Source organism: Bianquea renquensis, assembly GCF_014384895.1.
Classification (GTDB): Bacteria; Bacillota; Clostridia; order Lachnospirales; family Bianqueaceae; genus Bianquea; species Bianquea renquensis.
This window is the reverse complement of the sequence record NZ_JACRSQ010000010.1, coordinates 33669-53039: the sequence shown is the minus strand read 5'-3', so window position 1 is coordinate 53039 and position 19371 is coordinate 33669. Positions and strand designations below refer to the sequence as shown.

Genomic DNA, 19371 nt, shown 5'->3' with positions numbered 1-19371 from the left:
TGAAACTCGCAGGAAAATGCAATACTAAATTCTTTAACCCTCACTTGATATTATCCGGCAAATTGAATATAATGAGGGTAGGCGTTCCCCAGGCGGATGAAAAAAATGTATGGAGGTATACCATGATTCGAGAGATGACCATCGCCGATTACGAAGAAATATTGGATCTATGGGTCAATACAGAGGGAATGGGATTGCGGAGTCTCGATGATTCAAGGGAGGGCATCGCGACCTTTTTAAAACGGAATCCCCGGACGAGCTTTGTCGCACTTGATGCGGGCAAGATAATCGGCGCCATTTTATGTGGCAACGATGGTCGGAGAGGGTATATTTATCATACCGTTGTTCAAGTTCCTTACCGTAATCAGGGAATCGGAACACAGTTGGTCGAAGCCGCCATATCGGCCTTGCAAAGGGAGGGGATCACAAGGGTCTGTCTAAATGTTTTGGAGACAAATGAACAGGGCAAAGCCTTTTGGCAAAATAGGGGGTGGGAGAAGAAAGATTTATTAGGATTTTACAGTCAATCCATTACAGAAAAAGAAAATCGCCCCTTCTTTGAGATGCAGTGAATATATCGAGAGGATGATTTCTATGCGCACAGGCATATCCATTGGACAGATGGCGCTGCTATGGGTTTCTTCACCGCATGTGTGATGTATGGATGGCTCACTTGAGACAACTGCCCGACGTTGAATTCCGAATGGCCCTTGGAATGGACGGAATACCATATGAGCTCGACCTTTTACTGGGGAAGTATTATTTCGAGCAGTTTGCAAAAGGTCTCATGGCTGTGGATCTGACCGGAAAGGAAGAAAATCGAGAATATACGGGATTTTACTGTGTCGAGGGGGTATATGAAACTCGCCTGGATATTGATCGGGCCGTGTACCAGCTACGCGCCTTTCACGACTACTTGAAAGAGCAGGATTTTGGGGTTGAAGCCCGGTATTCACTGCATTACAACGAGAACTTGATCAATGTTACGCCGGACTCCTATGTCACGAATGTATCCACAGATGGCGACTTCCAACGGCTAAAGAGCCTCGCCCTTGATGCGGCACAGTACCGCGTTGCATTGGACCCGTTTTCCGTGGCAGAGTTGACTGCAGCTGTGCAGAATGCAGACGATACCGGAAAATTCACCCTCATCATGAAGCTGGAAATAAAATCGTATACAGGGATCTGGCATTAAAGTTCACCAGCGATGAAATACAGGAAATGACAGGATTACGCTTTGAGGAGGGATAGAAGGAGGAGCCCGGATATTTTCTTCTTTTATTTCCGTTGCAAGCAGGATTGTCTTCGTATCTGGCTACCTTCTAATTTGCGGAATGCTTTGGGTGAGAACACAAGTCGACCTGTCCGCTTTTAACAACTATTGACCATAGATATGGCTTTACTTCTTTCATACGAAACCGTTTTGGCGGCGTTTTTTCTTGACTTTTTACTTTCCTCTCCCGCTCGCCTTCCTTTTTTAGCGGCGGAGTGCTCCTTTTCTTTCTCTTCGCCTCCTGCTCTTTGGCGGTTCCTTCTTTTTTTGGCGGCGTTTTTTCCTGACTTCTCACTCCCTTCTCCCGCTCGCCTTCTTTTTTAGCGGCAAAGCGCTCCTTTTCTTTCTCTTCGCCTCCTACTCCTCGGCGGTTCCTTCTTTTTTTAGCGGCGTTTTTTCTTGACTTCTCATTCCCTTCTCCCGCTCGCCTTCCTTTTTAGCGGCGAGGTGCTCCTTTTCTCTCTCTTTGCCTCCTACTCTTTGGCGGTTCCTTCTTTTTTTAGCGGCGTTTTTTCTTGACTTCTCATTCCCTTCTCCCGCTCGCCTTCCTTTTTAGCGGCGAAGTGCTTTTTTTCTTTCTCTTCGCCTCCTACTCTTCGGCAGTTCCTTCTTTTTTGGCGGCATTTTTTCTTTACTTCTCACTCCCCCCTCCCGCTCGCCTTTCCTTTTTAGCGGCGGAGTTCCCCTTTTCTCTTTCTTCGCCTCCTGCTCCTCGGCGGTTCCTCCTTTATTTGGCGGCGTTTCTTCCTGACTTCTCACTCCCTTCTCCCGCTCGCCTTCTTTTTTAGCGGCGAAGTGCTTTTTTTCTTTCTCTTCGCCTCCTACTCTTCGGCAGTTCCTTCTTTTTTGGCGGCATTTTTTCTTTACTTCTCACTCCCCTCTCCCGCTCGCCTTTCCTTTTTAGCAGCGGAGTTCCCCTTTTCTCTTTCTTCGCCTCCTGCTCCTCGGCGGTTCCTCCTTTATTTGGCGGCGTTTCTTCCTGACTTCTCACTCCCTTCTCCCGCTCGCCTTCTTTTTTAGCGGCAAAGCGCTCCTTTTCTTTCTCTTCGCCTCCTACTCCTCGGCGGTTCCTTCTTTTTTTGGCGGCGTTTTTTTCTGACTTCTCATTCCCTTCTCCCGCTCGCCTTCCTTTTTTAGCGGCAAAGCGCTCCTTTTCTTTCTCTTCGCCTCCTACTCCTCGGCGGTTCCTTCTTTTTTTGGCGGCGTTTTTTCCTGACTTCTCACTCCCCTCTCCCGCTCGCCTTCCTTTTTAGCGGCGAAGTGCTCCTTTTCTTTCTCTTCGCCTCCTACTCTTCGGCAGTTCCTCCTTTTTTTAGCGGCGTTTTTCCCTGACTTCTCACTCCCTTCTCCCGCTCGCCTTTCCTTTTTAGCGGCGGAGTGCTCTTTTTCTTTCTCTTCGCCTTCTGCTCTTTGGCGGTTCCTTCTTTTTTGACGGCATTTTTTCTTTACTTCTCACTCCCCTCTCCCGCTCGCCTTCCTTTTTAGCGGCGGAGTTCCCCTTTTCTTTCTCTTCGGCGGCTTTTTCTTTTTTGCGGCAGATCCGACTGCCTTCTACCTCCCCATTGCTGCATAGATACACAACAGCAAGACCAAATGTATCGACCACACAAACAATTGCCTCCACTTCTATAGCGATGAAAAATCCAACTAAAACAACACTGGCGCCTCCCAAAAGAGATGCCAGTGCTTAATATTTGCCTTAGATAGCCCTTTCTCGCGCAGTCCGTGCAACTCAACTCGAAGGCAGTTCAAATCCTCTGCTTTGCAACCGCACACTCCGAAACAAAAATCCGTTGGACGCCTGGGGGTTCAGCGCGATTGCTTGGAGCGTGGCTGTATACTCTCCTGGTTTTTCAATATAGATACGGCCTATAGAACCCACAGCCCCGCGATAATTCCGTTTCGTCAGCGGATCCAGTTCTCTTTTATAGACAAGCTCGCCTTCCAGCTGCGCATCCCCAGCGGCAAACCGCAGCCGGTGACCACCAATCCATTCCTGCCCATAGGCGCTGCCGCATGTTATCTCCACCTCGTACCAACCGGCCTCAAAGATTGTAAAAGGCCAGGTAACGCAAACGCCCTCATCCATCCAGTCTTCTATGTCGCCGCCCATCCCCAGCTTGGCATTTCCCTCCAGGATAGACGCGGACGCGGGAAAGACAAGACTCCCTTCCGGCTGCTGTACCACCTGATGATCGACCTGTACTCCGTCTGCCATGGTGATCTTCACAACTGGCAAATCGGGGCAGGACTCTGGAATGACTATGGAAACCTGACTTCTTCCCTGCCCGTCCAGTATCGTCTGGCGAAAAGAGACTTCTCCCTCTCCCAAAAGCTCTGCCTTGGCCACACGGCTTTTGATCCCGTTGACCGCCAGCTCCCTCTGCCTAGCCGGTTCGCTGAGCATAAAGTACAAGGAATCTTCACCCTCTGTAACAGGGCCACTCGGCAGATCCCCGGCAAAAGGTGAGGGCTTCGTCCCATAGATCGCCTCGCCGCACGTCTCCATCCATCGGCCCACCTCATCCATGATCTGCCACGCCTTGGCCGGAATCCGCCCCAAAGGATCCGGTCCCACATTTAGCAAGTAATTCACGTTGCGGGAGGCCAGACGTCCCAGCAATGTCACCATCTCGCGGGAAGATTTCCAATTTTGGTCGAAGCTCTTGTATCCCCAGGTATCGTTGAGTGTAGCCGCCGTCTCAAATAGTCCGCCGGATTTGCGCCCCGCTGGAATCTGATTGTCCCCTAAAGACGAATAATCTCCCAGGCCATTGCCGATTCGAGAATTGACAAGACAATTGGGCTGATACATCCGGACCATATGGCACAGTTCCTGGCTCTGCGCCACTGACAAGGTGAGTGGGGTATCAAACCAGATGAGGCATAAATCTCCGAACCGTGTCAAAATTTCTTTGACCTGGGGCTTGATCTTTCTCTCAAAACAGCGGGCATACTCCTTTCCATCGTTGTTGGGATAGTCCCAATCGTTGGTCCAGCTCATGCCGCCGACGTTGGTATGGTCTGCGGTATAGCCACCGCCATCCGGGTCCTTCCAATCCAAGTCTTGTGAATAATAGAGGCCAAGCTTCAAATCATATTTATAGCAGGCTTCCGCGAACTCCAGGATAGGGTCCCGCTTAAAAGGCGTCGCGTCATAAATATTATAGGGGTCCACCTCGGAGCGGTACATGGCAAACCCTTCGTGGTGCTTGCTCGTCAATACCAGATACCGCATTCCGCAATCCCGGGCATGCTTCACAATGGAATCCGCGTCAAAGAGTACAGGGTTAAAGCATTCCGCCAGACGGCTATACTCCGCATTAGGAATTCGAAATCGGGACTGTAGCCACTCCCCGATATACTCGCACTGCTGGCCCTTCCACTCACCTGCTGGCAGAGAATACAAGCCCCAGTGCATCATAAATCCAAATCGGTCCTGTGAAAACCAGTTCTTTTCCATTGCTTGATCCCATCCTTTACTTTTTTATCTCTCCCATAATAGCATAGGTCTCGCAAAAAGAACATGGATATTTCTAAGACGATCTTGTAAATAATTAACCCAGTGCCCGCACATAGCAAAATACCATACGGCGCCAAAAGGGCAGGCTATTCTTCACCTGTATCACTTGCTCTTGGGTATAGCGCCGCATTGTCTGCGCCTCTTCCTCCGTAACCCCCTGCTGGCTGTATTTCGCCTTCAACGCCAGCTCTTTTATCTCAGCGCTGACAACAGCGCCATATGGGCGCAACTGCACAAGGTATCCATACATGGAAACCACCGCCTGATTTCTTTCGCTTTCATAGAACTCCCTCCGGCGCATGGCAGCGCGCCATCGCCGGCGCAAAATAGCACACATCCCCAGCGCTAACAGTACAATACACGCCCACAGAGGCCAAAAATTAGACCTTACACCGGACTGTGGCCTCTCCACCGCTGGCTCCGATGACGATGAGTCCTCCCTGGGCTCAGACACCTCCAAGGAGGATTCCGCTGGGACCGAACTCTCCCCAGAAGACTCTGCGGGAGCGCTAGACTCTACTTCCAACACCTGATCTGCCGCTTCCATCCCGCCAGGTGTGACCTCCAGCGGTTGCCAACCCAACCCCCGATAATAAACCTCCACCCAGGCATGACCCCTTCTATCCCTGACTTGTGCCCAGCCATCGCCCCCAAAATCCTCAGCCGCCACTGCATACCCTTCCGCGTACCTGGCCGGAATGCCCAAGGTTCGCAACAGTAACGTAGCCGCGCTGGCAAAGTGAACGCAGTACCCCTGCTGGCTTTGAAATAAAAAGTACTCCACAAAGTCCTCACCTGGCGGCACAGCGCCAGGTGTCAGTGTGTATTGATAGGAAGACAAAAAGGAGACAACCTGCTGAATCAAGTCGCTTTCAGACTCTACAACACCCCAGCCCCGAAGGATATCATTATCCACCAAGGTTTCCAGCCTTGTCCGAAGCTCCTCTGGGACCTGAAGGTATTGATCCATAACAAACTGATCATAGGCCTGGAATCCCTCCTCCAGCTCCATGTCGAAGTCATAAAGCGGCTCTCCCATCATATCCATATAGGTAAAAGTGTAAGGCCCTGAATCTTTCGATTCATAATACAGATCCCGAACTGGGACTAACGCAGGCATATCCTCCATATCTAGGTTGTACGGTGTAAGCACGAAGTCGGCGGCCAAGTGCCGAGGCTCTATCACGATCAAATTTGTGGGATACCATCCGAAGAACTGGGGCGCAATGTTCATGGGATACATGGAAAAATCCATGCCCTCGTAAACCTCATCCGCAAAGGCTGTCCACGCCGAGCCGGTATACCTGGCTCCAGAACGTCCCCGGAGATATAGCCGTCCCGGATTCCCCGAGAAAACATCCAGCACGACCTCGCCAGTAAACCGCAAATCCCCCCGCCCCTGCAAATCAATGTCCTGGGAGGCCGAACGGGTACCGCCAGGGGCCACAGAGCTATCGCCTTCCGCCAATTCACCCATGATCCGCAAACGGAGGTGGTCAACCGCATCCGGCCTTGAATACGTATCCCTTCCCAGCGTGAAAAACAATACGGCCGAGAGCGCAGCCGACACCGGTAGTGCCAGCAAAACCAGTTTCGCCCTATCGACTTCGTCCTTTCCCTGCCGCCTCCCGGATAGAATCAGCGCGGCCCAAAAGGGGAACAAAAACAAAATCCCCGCCCAGTTGGGCTCCCGTGTAATAACAAGCACCGCCGCCAAAAAGGGAAGGGTCAAGACAACGCCCAGATAACTGCGATACTTCCGCGCCACAGCCCATGCCAAAAACCAGGATAGAAGAGCTCCGCACCCTGCGAAAAAAATGGTGATGACATCTCGGATTTGCCCTTGCGGCAAATTTTCCAGCGGCACAAGATACTCGATTCCCTCAATCTCTTTGGAATACTCTATGCTGACCAGGCTTCCCACATAGGCGGCTCCCCGTATAAGGTCCTGCCGAACCGCGTACAGGCAAAACGCGAGAAGCACAGCAGACGTGCCTGCAAATATCCAGCGAATCCCCTTCCTGGGAATCCCGTACAGCGCTGCCATCACGGCGGACACTGCTGCACACCCATAGGTGATTGCTGGATAATCAGCCGGTATGGAAAGTGCGGACCCAAAGCTGACGATTGAACCGGCCGATCCAAGCCAACTCAAAAGAAAATAGGAGCTCCAGATGAGCATCCACTTGACCATACGCTTCATTGGCGAGACTCCTCCAAAAGACTCCCATCCTCCATCCTTCGGATACTCTGTGCATCGACCGCGATCCCTTGCGCCTCCACGCCCGCGATCAAATCATTCCGTCTCTCCGGAAGGGGAATCGAAAGTAATTGCGGCAGTGCGGACGGCAGGTCCTCATCCGCCCGTATCCTTACCCGGCAGACCTCCTGCCCGTCCTCCCAGCAAATTTCATGGGGTAGCTGTCGGTCTGATAGGAAATTGGACAGCGATGTCAAGCGGTCCAGCATCCGGTCTGTTACCTCCGCATCCTGGTCCCATACCGGATAAAGCCGGGGCATTCCTTGTCCCTCACCGCTGTCATCCGCCCGCACCATCAAGTCATCAAATCTCGCAGATAGCTTCCAATGGACAAGCCTCGGCGAATCCGGTGGCCGGTATTGGCGGATTTCCATATTGGCGCTATCCTCCTCCCAACCATTCCCTTCCCGCCGCACACTCTCCAACAGTTCCGGATCCACCGCCGTCTCATAGGACTTTGGCGTGGAGACAACAGACGCTATACTCTTTGTCCACCTTGGAATGGCAAAAAGTCCCAATGCGTCATAGACCCACATTCTTTTGACCGTCCATTGGACCACGCCGCAGTGGGTGAGTTGAAATACCTGCTTGCTGCGAATGCCACGGCCATAAACTGGCATTCGCAGCACCCTCTGCTCCGTTTCGCCTGTCATTCGATTCTTCATCTGGAGGACAAGGCGTCCCCGATATACAGGTAGCCGTAAAGTGCTATGCAGTCCGACAGCCACAGCCACCATCGTTCCCCGCTCTTGCTGTAGTCTCTCCGCCTCCAGCGCGACTTGGACACTCCACATGGCTGGCAAGCTAAGCAGCAAAGAAAAGAGAGGAAATACGGCTACGAATATCAGCGTAAAATACGAAAAATAACCGATAAAAAGGATATAAAAGACCACCGCCAATGCCAAAATCAGCAGATACACAACCCATCGTCTGATCATGCCTCCGCCCTCAATGCAACCGTGGCGGCCGAGTATTTTCCAGAATGGTCCGGATCACGTCTTCCGGTGAACAGTGTTCAGCTTTTGCCTTTGGGCTTAACAGTAACCGATGTGTTATACAGTCGGGAAACACTTCCAGAACATCGTCCGGCAAAACATAGTCGCGCCCTCTCAAAAACGCGGAGGCCTGCGCCAATCTCGCCACTGCAACGGAAGCCCTTGGACTGGCCCCCAGCCGTATAAAGCTATTGTCCCTTGTGGCCGATACGAGCCGGACGATATACTCATCAATCTCCTGATGTACATAGATCGTTTCTACATCCAACCGCATTGCCAATACATCCTCCCCACTTGCAACCGCCTCCACGGAGTCCATGGGATTCCGGCCCCTCTTGCGCTGTAGCATGTCCACCTCGTCAGCAGGGGAAGGATATCCGATGGATAGACATACCATAAATCGGTCCATCTGCGACTCCGGCAAAAGCTGCGTTCCAGCAGAGCCCACCGGATTCTGGGTTGCGATGACCATAAAGGGTTTAGGGATCTCATGGGCGATCCCATCCACCGTCACTCTCCCCTCCTCCATAGCCTCCAAAAGCGCCGCTTGGGTCCGGCTGGACGCCCGGTTGATTTCATCCGCAAGGAAAAGATTGCAGAGAATCGCGCCCCTCTCATAGTTCCATTCTCCTCGCTCTTTATCATACATGGAAAAACCGGTGATATCCGATGGCATTACATCCGGCGTAAACTGAATTCGTCGGTATTCTGCACGAATCGCTTTGGACATGGCAAGAGCTAACGTCGTCTTCCCCACTCCCGGTCGATCCTCCAACAGCACGTGTCCCTGCGCCAGGAGCGCCAGCATCACCTTTCGAATGATATCATTCTTTCCGACAAATACCTTTGCGACTTCCTTCATAACCCTTTCTGCCAACGTCATACCGTCTCCATCCTCTCTATTTCAGCATCGGCAAACTTCCAGTGAACACTTTGCTCGCGCCCAGAGCGATAGCGCCTGTCAATGGCGCACCGCGGAGGAATTTCGTATGGATGAATTCGGCCCTTCGCCCTCCGTAGCCGCGTAAATAGGCCCCTAAATCCTCTGCCAACAGGGATTCCAGGATATACGCTCCGTCTATGGTTTCATACCCTAAGATCACCGTGGAAAACTCGTATAGATTCAGCGCGTTGCGAAGCGCATAGCCGAGGTATGTGACAAATTCCCGGGCCGCAGCTGCGCAGGCCTGGTCTCCCTCCTGCGCGCCGGCCATAACATCGGCGAAGGATTGGATATCCCGCGTGGAAGCCCCCGCCGCCTTTTGAACCGTCTTCCTCTCATCCGCATATAGTTCTAGACAGCCACGGCTCCCACAAGGGCATAGAGGGCCATGAAAATCAATGGTGGTATGCCCCAGCTCTGGGCTGTAGCCGTGGATTCCCTGGTACAATTCACCGCCGAGGACCATTCCTGCTCCAATCCCCTCATGGATGTAGACATACAGGAAGTTATCGATTCCGGCCCCCTTCCCATACAGAGACTCCGCCAGGGCACAGGCGCTGGAATCGCTGAGGAGATACGCGTCAACCCCTGCGATCTCTTCCATCCACCGGCAGACTGGAAGATCCCGCAGTCCCTGAAAATTAGGCGGATTTAAAATGATCCCCTGCTGAGTATCCACAGGACCGATCGATACGATTCCCACACAGAGGATTCTTCTCTGGCTTGTCAAGCATCGCTGCTCAAGGCGGCGATAGCTGTCCATAAGTTTTTGGTATAGCCATTCCACCGTCAACGTCTCCGGATAAGCCTGTTCTTCCCAGAAAAGTTGACGCGCTTTCAGATCGCTGATGATCATGCTGAAACGGTGACGGGATATATAGACGCCGCACAGAACGGGGCTCTTCGGGGCTAGCTCCAGCAAGACCGGCCGCCTACCTACGCCGGATGGCTCCTTCGGGTTCGATTCTTTGTATTCGACAACTAAGCCTGCATCCATCAACTCCGAGACGATATTGGTTATGGTCATGGCGGTTAACCCTGTCAGGCGTGTCAGGTCACTGCGGGACAAAAGTGGTGATGTAAATAAGAGTTTCATCACCACATTCCGGTTGAGCTGTTTGATGTCCCTTTGATTCGATCCGGCTAAATAGAACACTGACTCGGTCTCCTTTACTCTATTGTCGCGGCAGCGGCTTTCTCCACTCCTTCAGCAGCGCCTCATCTGCGGCAAAGGGGATCTTCGCCTCAAGACATAGGGATCCATCCCTCCAGGCAAACACTTCATTAGGGCCGATTACCGCCGAAGCTGTAGCGCCCTGCGCCGTCCGGACCGTCACCTTATGGGCCTCCACATCGATACCTGCAATTCGGCCGATGCGCCCTTCCCGATCCGTCACAACGCGAACCCCGTCCGATACGGAAAAGAGTTCTTCTCCATCCAGGTACGCCGTGTTCCATTCTCCCTCATGGACCATGGCATAGAGATGTTCCCCCCATTGCTGGCGGTACACACGGGACTGTCCACCGCCTGGCAGGCAGCCCCAGTAGAGTTCTGTTTTATCCACGTGTACGCCATAGAACCTTTCGATATACTCCAAAATAGCTAAGATCGTTGGCCCGTAGTCGTTTTTATGCGGTGTGGATGGCCGGCCGGTAAAGGGATCGTACTGCTGTGTGAAGAGGCCTTCTTCCCCTGCAGCTTCCATGAGTTTTTTCCCAATCATGGTCAACTCCGCGTAATGCCCGTAATTCTCCATGGCACGTATCGCCCGCTGGTATGTCAAGCCCTCCGGCTGACCGCTCCAATCATTATCCTCATTGTTTCGGAAAAATGCATCGTTGACAGCGATGGACGGCAGCGGCATGGGCGTCCAGAACTCCTTGGGATTCAACATGTGATGGGCAATGAACCGATCCGCCATCTCCTGATCAAAGGCGCCGTGATGCATAACCCGTATGTTATTATGAAGCAAGATATCCATAAACTCATTCTGGCAATCCCGATCATAGCATGCGTTCTTATCCTCGATCCAGAGATACTCCCGCAGCTTTTTGCGAACCGCCTCTGCCTTTTGCTCCCAGTCCGCCTCCTCGCCATTGTCCAGAATCGCAGAGATGGCGGCCAGCGTCTTTCGAGCCTCGTAGGAGTAAGCCATATAATCCATGGATTCATAGGGTAGCTTGGCAACGCCTGTCGGCGGCTCCTCCCCGCCCCAAAATCCGGGCGCGTCAAAAAAGCGAGTGCAGTTGTCTTCCCCTGTGTCACAAATACACCAGGTCTCCAGACAGCCATCATGATCGGAATCCCTGTAGGTCCACCAGTATTCATCTATGGCTTTGAGTGTATGGTACAGCTTGAGCAGATAGTCCCTATTCTCGCCGTTCCAAAAATACAGGCTGAAGGCCGGGTCTGGAAAGCAAAATCCCTGAAACCAGTCGTACTTCGGATCCAGCACGCCGTCGCGATTCACGATCATTCCCGGAATCCGCCCATTTTCCTTTTGATATTCCATAAAAAGCAGCTGATTGTTCAGCGCGGCCTCCATGTCACGCTTGGCATACATACCGCCGCCCATGGGCTGCGTCTCCAGCCAGATATTATTGTATCCTCCGCCTTCCACCAGAACCTTCCGATCCCCAAAATAGCGAATATTATGTTTTTCCTTTTCTTCTGCCGCGTTGTAGAGTTTTTGCAATGCCCTATCCGCCGTCTGAAATGTCACTTCGACTTTCATTCCCGTCCTCCTAGTCCTTTAAGCTCTGAAAAAACTGAAATATAATCTCTTTATGGCCGCGCAAATCCTCATGCCCATAATCCGGGTACAGAATGTACCGCTTGGGGCTTGTGATTTTATTGTAGGCGGCAAACTGCGTGGATGGTGGACAGACGGTATCCATGAGGCCCACCCCCATGAGAACCTCCGCCCGGATTCGTTTCGTCAGATTTTGAATATCGATATAACCTAGTTTTTCGAATATGGCTTGTTCCTGTTCATGCCGCGGATCCGCGGCGCGGAAATACGTCTTCAACTCAGCGTAGGCCCCAACCGCCAAATCCATGTCCCATACCCGCTTATAGTCCGATAAAAACGGGTAGTCCGGTGCTGCTTTCCGGATCTGCGGCACCAACGAGGCGCAGGCCAACGTCAGACCGCCTCCCTGGGAGCCTCCGCGAACGCCGACACGGGTCTCATCCACCTGATCCATCTTCATGACGATTCGCGCCAACAGTGCCGTATCTAAGTAGATCTGTACAAACAGCATATCCTCCGCTGGGCCGTCCAATCCCCGAATAAATTGGCCTGAACAGGTCATCCCCAGCGTACCGCCCGCATCTTGAGACAGCCCTGCCTGTCCCCGGCAATCCATGGCCGCTATGCAAAAACCCTCCGCCACATAGGGCAGATACCCCAGCCAATCTCCACTGTCCCCTGTGTAGCCGTGAAAAAATAGGATGGCCGGGCACTTGGCGTTGCTGTTTCTAGGCCTGGCATACTTAGCATGAATTCTTGCACCCTTGGTCGACGTAAAATAGAGATCAAAACACTCCGCATAGGAGGTCTGAAATGAACTTTCCACAAGCTCTGGTCTCGGGTCAATCCCGTCCAGCTGCGTCAACCGGGCACCCCAGAACTCGTCAAAATCCGCTGGCCTTGGTGTGCTCCCTTGATATTGCAGCAGTTCCTGTATCGGTTTATCAACAATAGGCATGTTCAACGTCCTTTCTCTGCATTTCAATATTTACTGTTAGTGGGTTGCCGCCGGCGCATATAAGATTATTATACCATGCCATGGGATTCCGTGGCAACTCCCATCCGTATTTTTCATCGTCTTTGAATTGCTAGATCCAAATTCATCAGGCGAAAGGTATTCTTTTCATTCTCCTCACGTTCTGCGCTCTCACTGGCCAGGTTAAACACTGTGATTTCATTCCACCCTTCCTGGATCAGCCCAGCTGGAAGGGTGAAGGTAAAGCCCATATGCCCCTCCAGTAGCTCATCATAGTCCCCCGCTGGGAACAGCAATTTATTCGTGCACACACACTCCGCTTGAGGCCAGTGATGATTGATGGTCACCGCCAGCTGCGGCGTTACTCCCGCCTTTCGCTCTACCGCGGCCTGAATCCTCAGGACCAGATCCCCGCCAGGTTCAGCCATCATCGGCAATCTCCAGGTCCGGGAGGCGCTAGGCCAGATAAACTCCGGGAGGGCAGCCGGCCGTTCTAGGGCAACGGTCCCTAGGGGATAGAAAAAGGCCGTGTTCAGAGAGTACGCTTTCGGCTGCCCCCTAAGCTTTTCCAAAGATCCTACTTCCTGGATCGCCCAGTGGGCCGCAGGCGTATGGGAATTCTTGTCAAAGCTAAAGAAATTGTTGAAGAAAACAATGCTGTCAGCGCCGAGAACGTGTTTTCCGGCAGCGTTGCCAAGAATCATTTCGCCGCTGTAGGTCATTTCCCGTCCCCGCTTGGTCCGCTGATCTTTCCCACGCCCGGAATTTTCTCCCGCCTGAACAGAGTACCAGTTGACTGTACCTTCAATATATCCAAACACAGCGACTTTATCTCCGTACCGCCGCTTTTGCTCGTCAATGGGAGCCTCCCAGCAAGTTTGGTAGTAGTTGCTGAAGGAGACAAAATCGAAAATTCCTTCCTCCACACACCGGTCCACATCCAACCCGAAGTCATAGAGCAGCCCGATGTTACAGGACGCCTTGAGGCCTAAATAAAATGGTTTCCCAGTCTCCGCCGCCTTCGCATTGGTTCGAGCTCGGATATCCCGCATCCATGTGCAGATCTGGTCCCGCACTGTATCACTGGCAACGGGCGCTGCGATCACCGGATCTCGGCCAAAGTCCAGCTCCATGCCCTCAAAATCATAGGTCAGCATGTCCTCGATCATCTCTAACATATAGGCCCGGCATTCTGGTTTGCTGTAGTCCAGACTGTAGCGGTGAAACTTCTGATCCGGGTTGATGCAAGGCTTATCCAGCCGCAAATCCGGCCGATTGCGGAGCAGGTCGTTATTCATATAACTCTTCTCCGGGCTGCGTCCGCCATGGGAGTCGTTCATTCGAACACTGATCCAGGGCGAGATTCCCTCTTCCCGGCATGCGACTGCCGTTTCCGCCAGCCAATCGGTCCCCTCCTCAATCAAATCCAGATATAGATTGTTGGTAGCAGCTTGTCGGGTAAGCAGCTCTTCCAGCGCCTCTCCACTCCAGCCCTCACAGTCCCGCCAGTGGACCCGCGCATAGTCCCGGTCATCCCGACGGTAGTCCTGATACTGATACCGCATCCGTTTGCTGGGATAACACGGAAGTTGGCCATTGGGATTGATGAGAAAGGTGTCAACCCCCGCTACCCCTAGGCTGTGAATCAAACGGTGAATCGCCTTCCTGCTATAGCGGCCGCCTTCAGGCTGCCACAGTTCTGGATTGTAAAAAAAGCTGCCACAGTCTCCATTGACCATCACACGGCCGCGAAGTGCAGTATCCATCTTACTCCTCCATTCTAAAGCGTAGTGCCGTTCAGGGTTTGATAGCGGCTTTCGATTCGCCTCTATCCCCCCCACCTTTTAGTACAACGACTTCATTATAGCGAAGTTTAATACAATATACAACCTATTTCTATTCACCCGCATAGCAAGAGTCCTGCGTCATGTATGGCGGAGAGCCCCGCCGCTTTTCGGGCGGCACATATAATCGCTTCTGCAATTATTTTACTGTATTTTCTGTGCCTTGACAAGTTACTGACTTTAGACAAATGTAAAAATTCAGAAAATCTTGTGTTATTCCCTCTATACTTCTGTACGACTTTTTAGTATAATACCGAAGAAGAGTAACCACTCTCAATTTTACCAGTGAGGATGTGATGTTATGATAAACAAACCAACGCAGATTCGTATCAGCGCGGCTGACGGATCGCAGGGTCTGCGGAAGGCTCTCTCCCAATGCGCGGGAGACAAGGTGCAGATCCTCCTTGCGCCGGGACTGTACTATGTGGATGAGACGATCCAGCTGGGAGCACCGCAATCCAACGTGGAAATCCGGGGAGAAGGCGACGTTCGCCTCGTCGGCGGTAAACGGCTGTACGGCTGGAAACCTGTGTCGGATCCTTCGGTGCGGGAGCGATTGGATGAGTCTGTACGAGACGCTGTGCGAGTCCTTGATCTTCAGGAAAATGGCGTGTCCGACTATGGCCACCTTGGAAGGCGCGGCTTCAGCGGGGATCAGATTCCCTCCCATGGCGAACTGTTTTTTGACGGGATTCCCATGAATCTATCGCAGTATCCAAAGAAAGGGAACTATTTGCCAATCACGGGCTATGAGAAAGAGATTATCAATGAATGCGAGGAAAAAATCGGCCATCCAGATTCTTTTTACCGATTTGATGATCCTCGCCCCTCTAAATGGGCCGCAAATTCAGATCTGTGGGTTCACGGATATTGGTGTTGGGATTGGGCCAATTCGTACGAGCACGTGACAGAACTTGACCCCGATGCCATGACGGTGTCGCTGAAAGAAGTCCCGGAGAATCGAATTCGTGGCTATAAACCAGGGCAGCGGTTTTGTTTTCTGAATATCCTGGAGGAAGTCAATACGCCGGGGGATTACTATGTGGATCGAGAAAAGGGGCTGTTGTACTTCTATCCGCCCTCCCAGATGGATGAGAACACGGAGCTTCTCTTTTCCGTACTGGAAACACCTTTTTTTGACCTCCAGGATGCCCAGGGGGTTACCATCGCGGGCGTAACCATGGAGTGCATTCGCGGAATCGCGCTTGCCGCTAACGGTGTCTCCGACCTGACCATCGACGGCTGCCATTTCCGCAATATCGGCAACCACGCCATCGATTGCAAAGGCGGCCTCCGCAATCGTATCTTAAACTGCACGATTCATGACTGCGGCGACGGTGGTATTGAGATAACTGGCGGCGACCGGATGACACTGGAACCATCTGGATCAGAAATCATCAACAATCACATCTATCATATTGCGAGCTGGAGCCGCTGTTACCGTCCGGCGATCCTTCCAAAAGGCGTCGGCATCACCATCGCTCACAACCTAATCCATGATCTTCCTCACATCGCCATTCTCTACAGCGGTAATGACATGCAAATTGAATATAATGAAATCTATTCCGTGTGTATGGAAACGGGGGATGCAGGTGCCATCTATTCTGGCCGGGATGTAACCTTCCGCGGCAATCACATCAGCCATAACTACATTCATCATCTGGGTGGCGTCGGGCTGGGCACCATGGGAATTTACAACGATGATGTGCTCTCCGGAACCATTATGGAGCACAACTATTTCTACGAAGTGGGGCGCGCTGTGATGCTGGGCGGCGGCGTGGACTACGTGGTCAAAAATAATGTATTCGTCAAATGTTACCCCGCTGTGCATATGGACTGCCGTGCAGCGCACACGGAATTTTTCTGGACCGCCTGCTACGAGGAGCAGCGCCGTAAGCTCTACAACGGCGTGCAGTCCTTCCTGCACCCCAACGATCCAAGCGTAACGCTGGACTGTACCAAGAGCCCGTACATCGACAGATATCCAGAACTCGCCTATCTAGTCCAGCTGTATGACGATGGGCGGCAGTTGGCGGCCACCGCGGACATCGTGCAAAATGTCTTTTGCTCCAAACCCTTGTTCCGATATTATTGGGATCGTCGGGACGCAAACGCAGAAAAATTTTATGACTGCGGCGAGCTGGTCTCCCTATCGGAGGAGGAGCTGAGCTGCATCTTTGACACCCGCCACGACGTTAAATCCAACTGGTCACCAGGTAAGGGAGACTGGCGTTTTGCCCGAAACTATACCGCCGCCCCGAAAGATTTTGAAGATGCGGAATGGGGGCTAATCGGCCTTCGCCCTGAGTGCCGCGCAATGGAGTACGGCTTCGAGTGGGATCCGGAGGAATTTGATTCCATCGGCTTGCTCCCGCAAGAGCGCACAGACAATCCTCCGCGGATTTTGACCTGCCTCACCTATCCCTATAAAGGTGAGTCGCAGCCTCTGACCCTCGGCATTCGCAATATGGAGGACGCTCCAGTGAGCGGCGATATCCAGCTATACTCTGGAAATCCACAAATTCAGTTGACGCAGCGCACTGTTTCTTTTCAGCTGGCACCGCATGAAGAAATTCATATCACAGTGGGTGACATTCACGGAGCGGAGCGCTTTACCGTCGAGGCCAGAGGCGTACAGGCAGGGATACGTCCCGCACGCGCAGAGAATTATCTTGGCAATTGGAACCGCTTCTAAAAAAGTTCGCTTTCGCGAACTTTGGAAGTACCTTCGGTCCTTCGATTCTAGGTCCGCCTTTCGGCGGACTTTCCTATGGGATAAAAAAGTTCGCTTTCGCGAACTTTGGAAGTACCTTCGGTCCTTCGAATCTAAGTCCGCCTCACGGCGGACTTTCCTATCGGATAAAATCCCCTTTGATTCGAGGGTGATTCTTTATTCCATCAAATCTACCGCAAAGAGATGGCATTCCTCACTGCCCCAGGTATCCAGCAGTCGAATTGTGACTGCTGCCACCTTTTGCCTGCATGGAATCCAGACCAACCGTTGGTGATTGCCGCGCAGGGATTGCATCTCCTGTGATCCGTCCTCCAGCGTCCACATCACGTCTAAGTCTTTCACAACCGTGGTGGGCATATGGGACTTTTCCCAACACAGACGGATGTTATGCCGCATCCCCCGATTGAGTTTCATCTCCCGTTCCGGCAGTGTCTCCCGGTTTAGATCGCTATCCAAAACCAACCGGACAGCTTCCACCCATTGTGGTGTGTCTAAGGTATACGTAACAAAGCTGCCCTTGGGGCCCCGCGCACCATTGTCCGCATCCCCTATGGGACGATCATAGCCGTTGCGCAAATTTTCCGCATCCTGCAGGTTGGATTCTAGCCGTGCCTCTCTTGTCAAGGGGGATAGGGCCCTGCGGTGGTAGGGTAGATAACAATCATCCTCCATCAGCGTCTGCTGTAATTCCGGCACGAAACCCTTCTCATAGATGCCTCGTGGGGTAATCCCTTCCCTCAATGCGATGGCCGCTGCAGTTCCCACCGCCTGTCCCAGCAATGCACAGGTTGCCATGACGCGGGTGGAACTCATCGCCACATGGGAGACACTGATATTACGACCGGCAAACATAAGATTCTTTACATTCTGAGAATAGAGGCAGCGGTACGGGATGCCGTAGGGCGACGGGGCAGGGTGATAAATCGTCGGTGGCTCCTTCACATCGATGCCACCTGGGTGATGGTCGTCCATTGACCATCCCCCGTAAGCGACCAGATCGTCGAAATGTCCGCCTGCCCGCACATCAGATTGGGTCATGACGTAATCCCCTACATAGCGGCGAGATTCTCGCTTGCCGGGAAGAATCCCAATCCAGTCAATATCAAAACACTTATTCCTTTCCTGATTTTCCGGATCATTTTTCAGAAAATCCCAGATGCCATAGGCCACCCGCAGCAGCTCATCTCGAATCTCTTCTGTATCGCGTATGGTATCCTGCATCCCGCCCAATTCCAGATACCAAAAGTTGTCTCCATCGCTCTCAAGATTCGGATGACGATGCGGAAGATCTTCCTTTGTAAATTTGCGGGCCCAGGTGGGGGCGATGAAAGTCCGCTCTTCCGGGTATTCTCTTGCCTGGATCATGCAGCTCATGCCCATCGTATGGGAATCGGCCTGAGTAGGCGCAATATCTTCCCCATACTCCTCATAGCCCTCCCGCCCCATGCGGTATAGCGCACCCGTAATCGGTGCGAGAATGCTGTCCCCGGAGCAGTCAGCGAAAATTCCTGCCTCAAATACATGATATTGCTGCGTCGTCATCTGCCAGCCGGTAATCCGGGCCAGCCGGTCTTCGTCCATTTCCCCATCCATACAGGTACAGTTGAGATATACCTCTAAATTTGGCTCTTTTTTCGCCATCTCCAACATCACGCTATCCCAGATGGAATAATTTTTGTATGGATTGCGCCAGTAATTTTCTAGCATTAGCTCCTCAACCAGCCCCGTCTCCCTATTATTTTTTCCGTGAGCGCCGCACACCCACATGCGGATTTCCGATGATGTGTTGCCTCCCAACATGGGACGCTCTTGAAGCAGTGCCGTTTTACGGCCATGGCGCGCCGCCGCTACGGCAGCACAAAGGCCAGAGAGCCCGCCCCCCACGACACAAAATTCGACTCTATGGTAAATAGCAGGAAATAAACTCATGTCGTATCCCTCCTGTTTTTACACAGCAAGATTGCGTCCTGTGGCGCTGCTGTGATATACTTATATCATACCATATCGCAATAGGCCCTTGTATCGAAAATGGTGTCTTTCCTCTTCGATATTCTGCAATTTTCTGTTCTT

Annotated in this window: 14 protein-coding genes; 3 read left to right on the top strand and 11 right to left on the bottom strand. The window is 52.3% G+C overall.

What is annotated here, in order from left to right:
• Positions 1–122: 122 nt before the first annotated feature.
• Together H8730_RS08295 and H8730_RS08290 are read left to right on the top strand one after the other, a co-directional pair.
• Positions 123–572, top strand: coding sequence for a GNAT family N-acetyltransferase (locus H8730_RS08295; protein ID WP_249289682.1), 450 nt, complete (start codon positions 123–125; stop codon positions 570–572).
• 101 nt (positions 573–673) lie between these two features.
• Complete coding sequence (locus H8730_RS08290; protein WP_177720183.1) at positions 674–1195, top strand: hypothetical protein; 522 nt, start codon at positions 674–676, stop codon at positions 1193–1195.
• A 630-nt stretch (positions 1196–1825) separates the two neighbouring features.
• On the opposite strand, the gene H8730_RS08285 is transcribed toward H8730_RS08290, so the two are convergent.
• From H8730_RS08285 to H8730_RS08240, 10 genes are all read right to left on the bottom strand, one after another.
• Positions 1826–2032 carry a hypothetical protein gene (locus H8730_RS08285; RefSeq protein WP_249289681.1) on the bottom strand — a complete coding sequence of 69 codons (207 nt, stop codon included), beginning with the start codon at positions 2030–2032 and terminating at the stop codon, positions 1826–1828.
• A 25-nt stretch (positions 2033–2057) separates the two neighbouring features.
• Entirely contained in the window at positions 2058–2264 is a 207-nt protein-coding gene (locus tag H8730_RS08280) for a hypothetical protein (RefSeq protein WP_249289680.1), read from the bottom strand.
• A 741-nt stretch (positions 2265–3005) separates the two neighbouring features.
• Positions 3006–4736: an alpha-L-fucosidase gene (locus H8730_RS08275; RefSeq protein ID WP_249289679.1), complete on the bottom strand. Its 1731-nt coding sequence runs from the start codon at positions 4734–4736 to the stop codon at positions 3006–3008.
• Positions 4737–4830: 94 nt separating this feature from the next.
• Positions 4831–6999 carry a transglutaminase-like domain-containing protein gene (locus H8730_RS08270; protein ID WP_249289678.1) on the bottom strand — a complete coding sequence of 723 codons (2169 nt, stop codon included), beginning with the start codon at positions 6997–6999 and terminating at the stop codon, positions 4831–4833.
• Complete coding sequence (locus tag H8730_RS08265; RefSeq protein ID WP_249289677.1) at positions 6996–7994, bottom strand: DUF58 domain-containing protein; 999 nt, start codon at positions 7992–7994, stop codon at positions 6996–6998. Before H8730_RS08265 ends, H8730_RS08270 begins: the two co-directional genes overlap by 4 nt.
• Before the next feature lie 10 nt (positions 7995–8004).
• Positions 8005–8934 carry an AAA family ATPase gene (locus tag H8730_RS08260; RefSeq protein WP_249289676.1) on the bottom strand — a complete coding sequence of 310 codons (930 nt, stop codon included), beginning with the start codon at positions 8932–8934 and terminating at the stop codon, positions 8005–8007.
• Between the two features lie 16 nt (positions 8935–8950).
• Positions 8951–10150 carry an ROK family protein gene (locus tag H8730_RS08255; protein ID WP_177714273.1) on the bottom strand — a complete coding sequence of 400 codons (1200 nt, stop codon included), beginning with the start codon at positions 10148–10150 and terminating at the stop codon, positions 8951–8953.
• Positions 10151–10169: 19 nt separating this feature from the next.
• Positions 10170–11729, bottom strand: a complete 1560-nt coding sequence (locus tag H8730_RS08250) for an MGH1-like glycoside hydrolase domain-containing protein (protein WP_249289675.1) — start codon at positions 11727–11729, stop codon at positions 10170–10172.
• Between the two features lie 10 nt (positions 11730–11739).
• A complete protein-coding gene (locus H8730_RS08245) occupies positions 11740–12705 on the bottom strand; it encodes an acetylxylan esterase (protein ID WP_249289674.1) in 966 nt (321 codons plus the stop codon).
• A 113-nt stretch (positions 12706–12818) separates the two neighbouring features.
• Positions 12819–14489, bottom strand: coding sequence for an alpha-amylase family protein (locus tag H8730_RS08240; protein ID WP_249289673.1), 1671 nt, complete (start codon positions 14487–14489; stop codon positions 12819–12821).
• A 379-nt stretch (positions 14490–14868) separates the two neighbouring features.
• On the opposite strand from H8730_RS08240, the gene H8730_RS08235 reads away from it, so the two are divergent.
• The gene (locus H8730_RS08235) at positions 14869–17262 is read left to right on the top strand and encodes a right-handed parallel beta-helix repeat-containing protein (RefSeq protein ID WP_249289672.1); all 2394 of its coding nucleotides are present in this window, start codon (positions 14869–14871) and stop codon (positions 17260–17262) included.
• Between the two features lie 195 nt (positions 17263–17457).
• Here H8730_RS08235 and H8730_RS08230 read toward each other — a convergent pair whose 3' ends face one another.
• On the bottom strand, positions 17458–19230 hold the full coding sequence (locus H8730_RS08230) for an FAD-dependent oxidoreductase (protein WP_249289671.1): 1773 nt from the start codon (positions 19228–19230) through the stop codon (positions 17458–17460).
• Positions 19231–19371 lie beyond the last annotated feature (141 nt).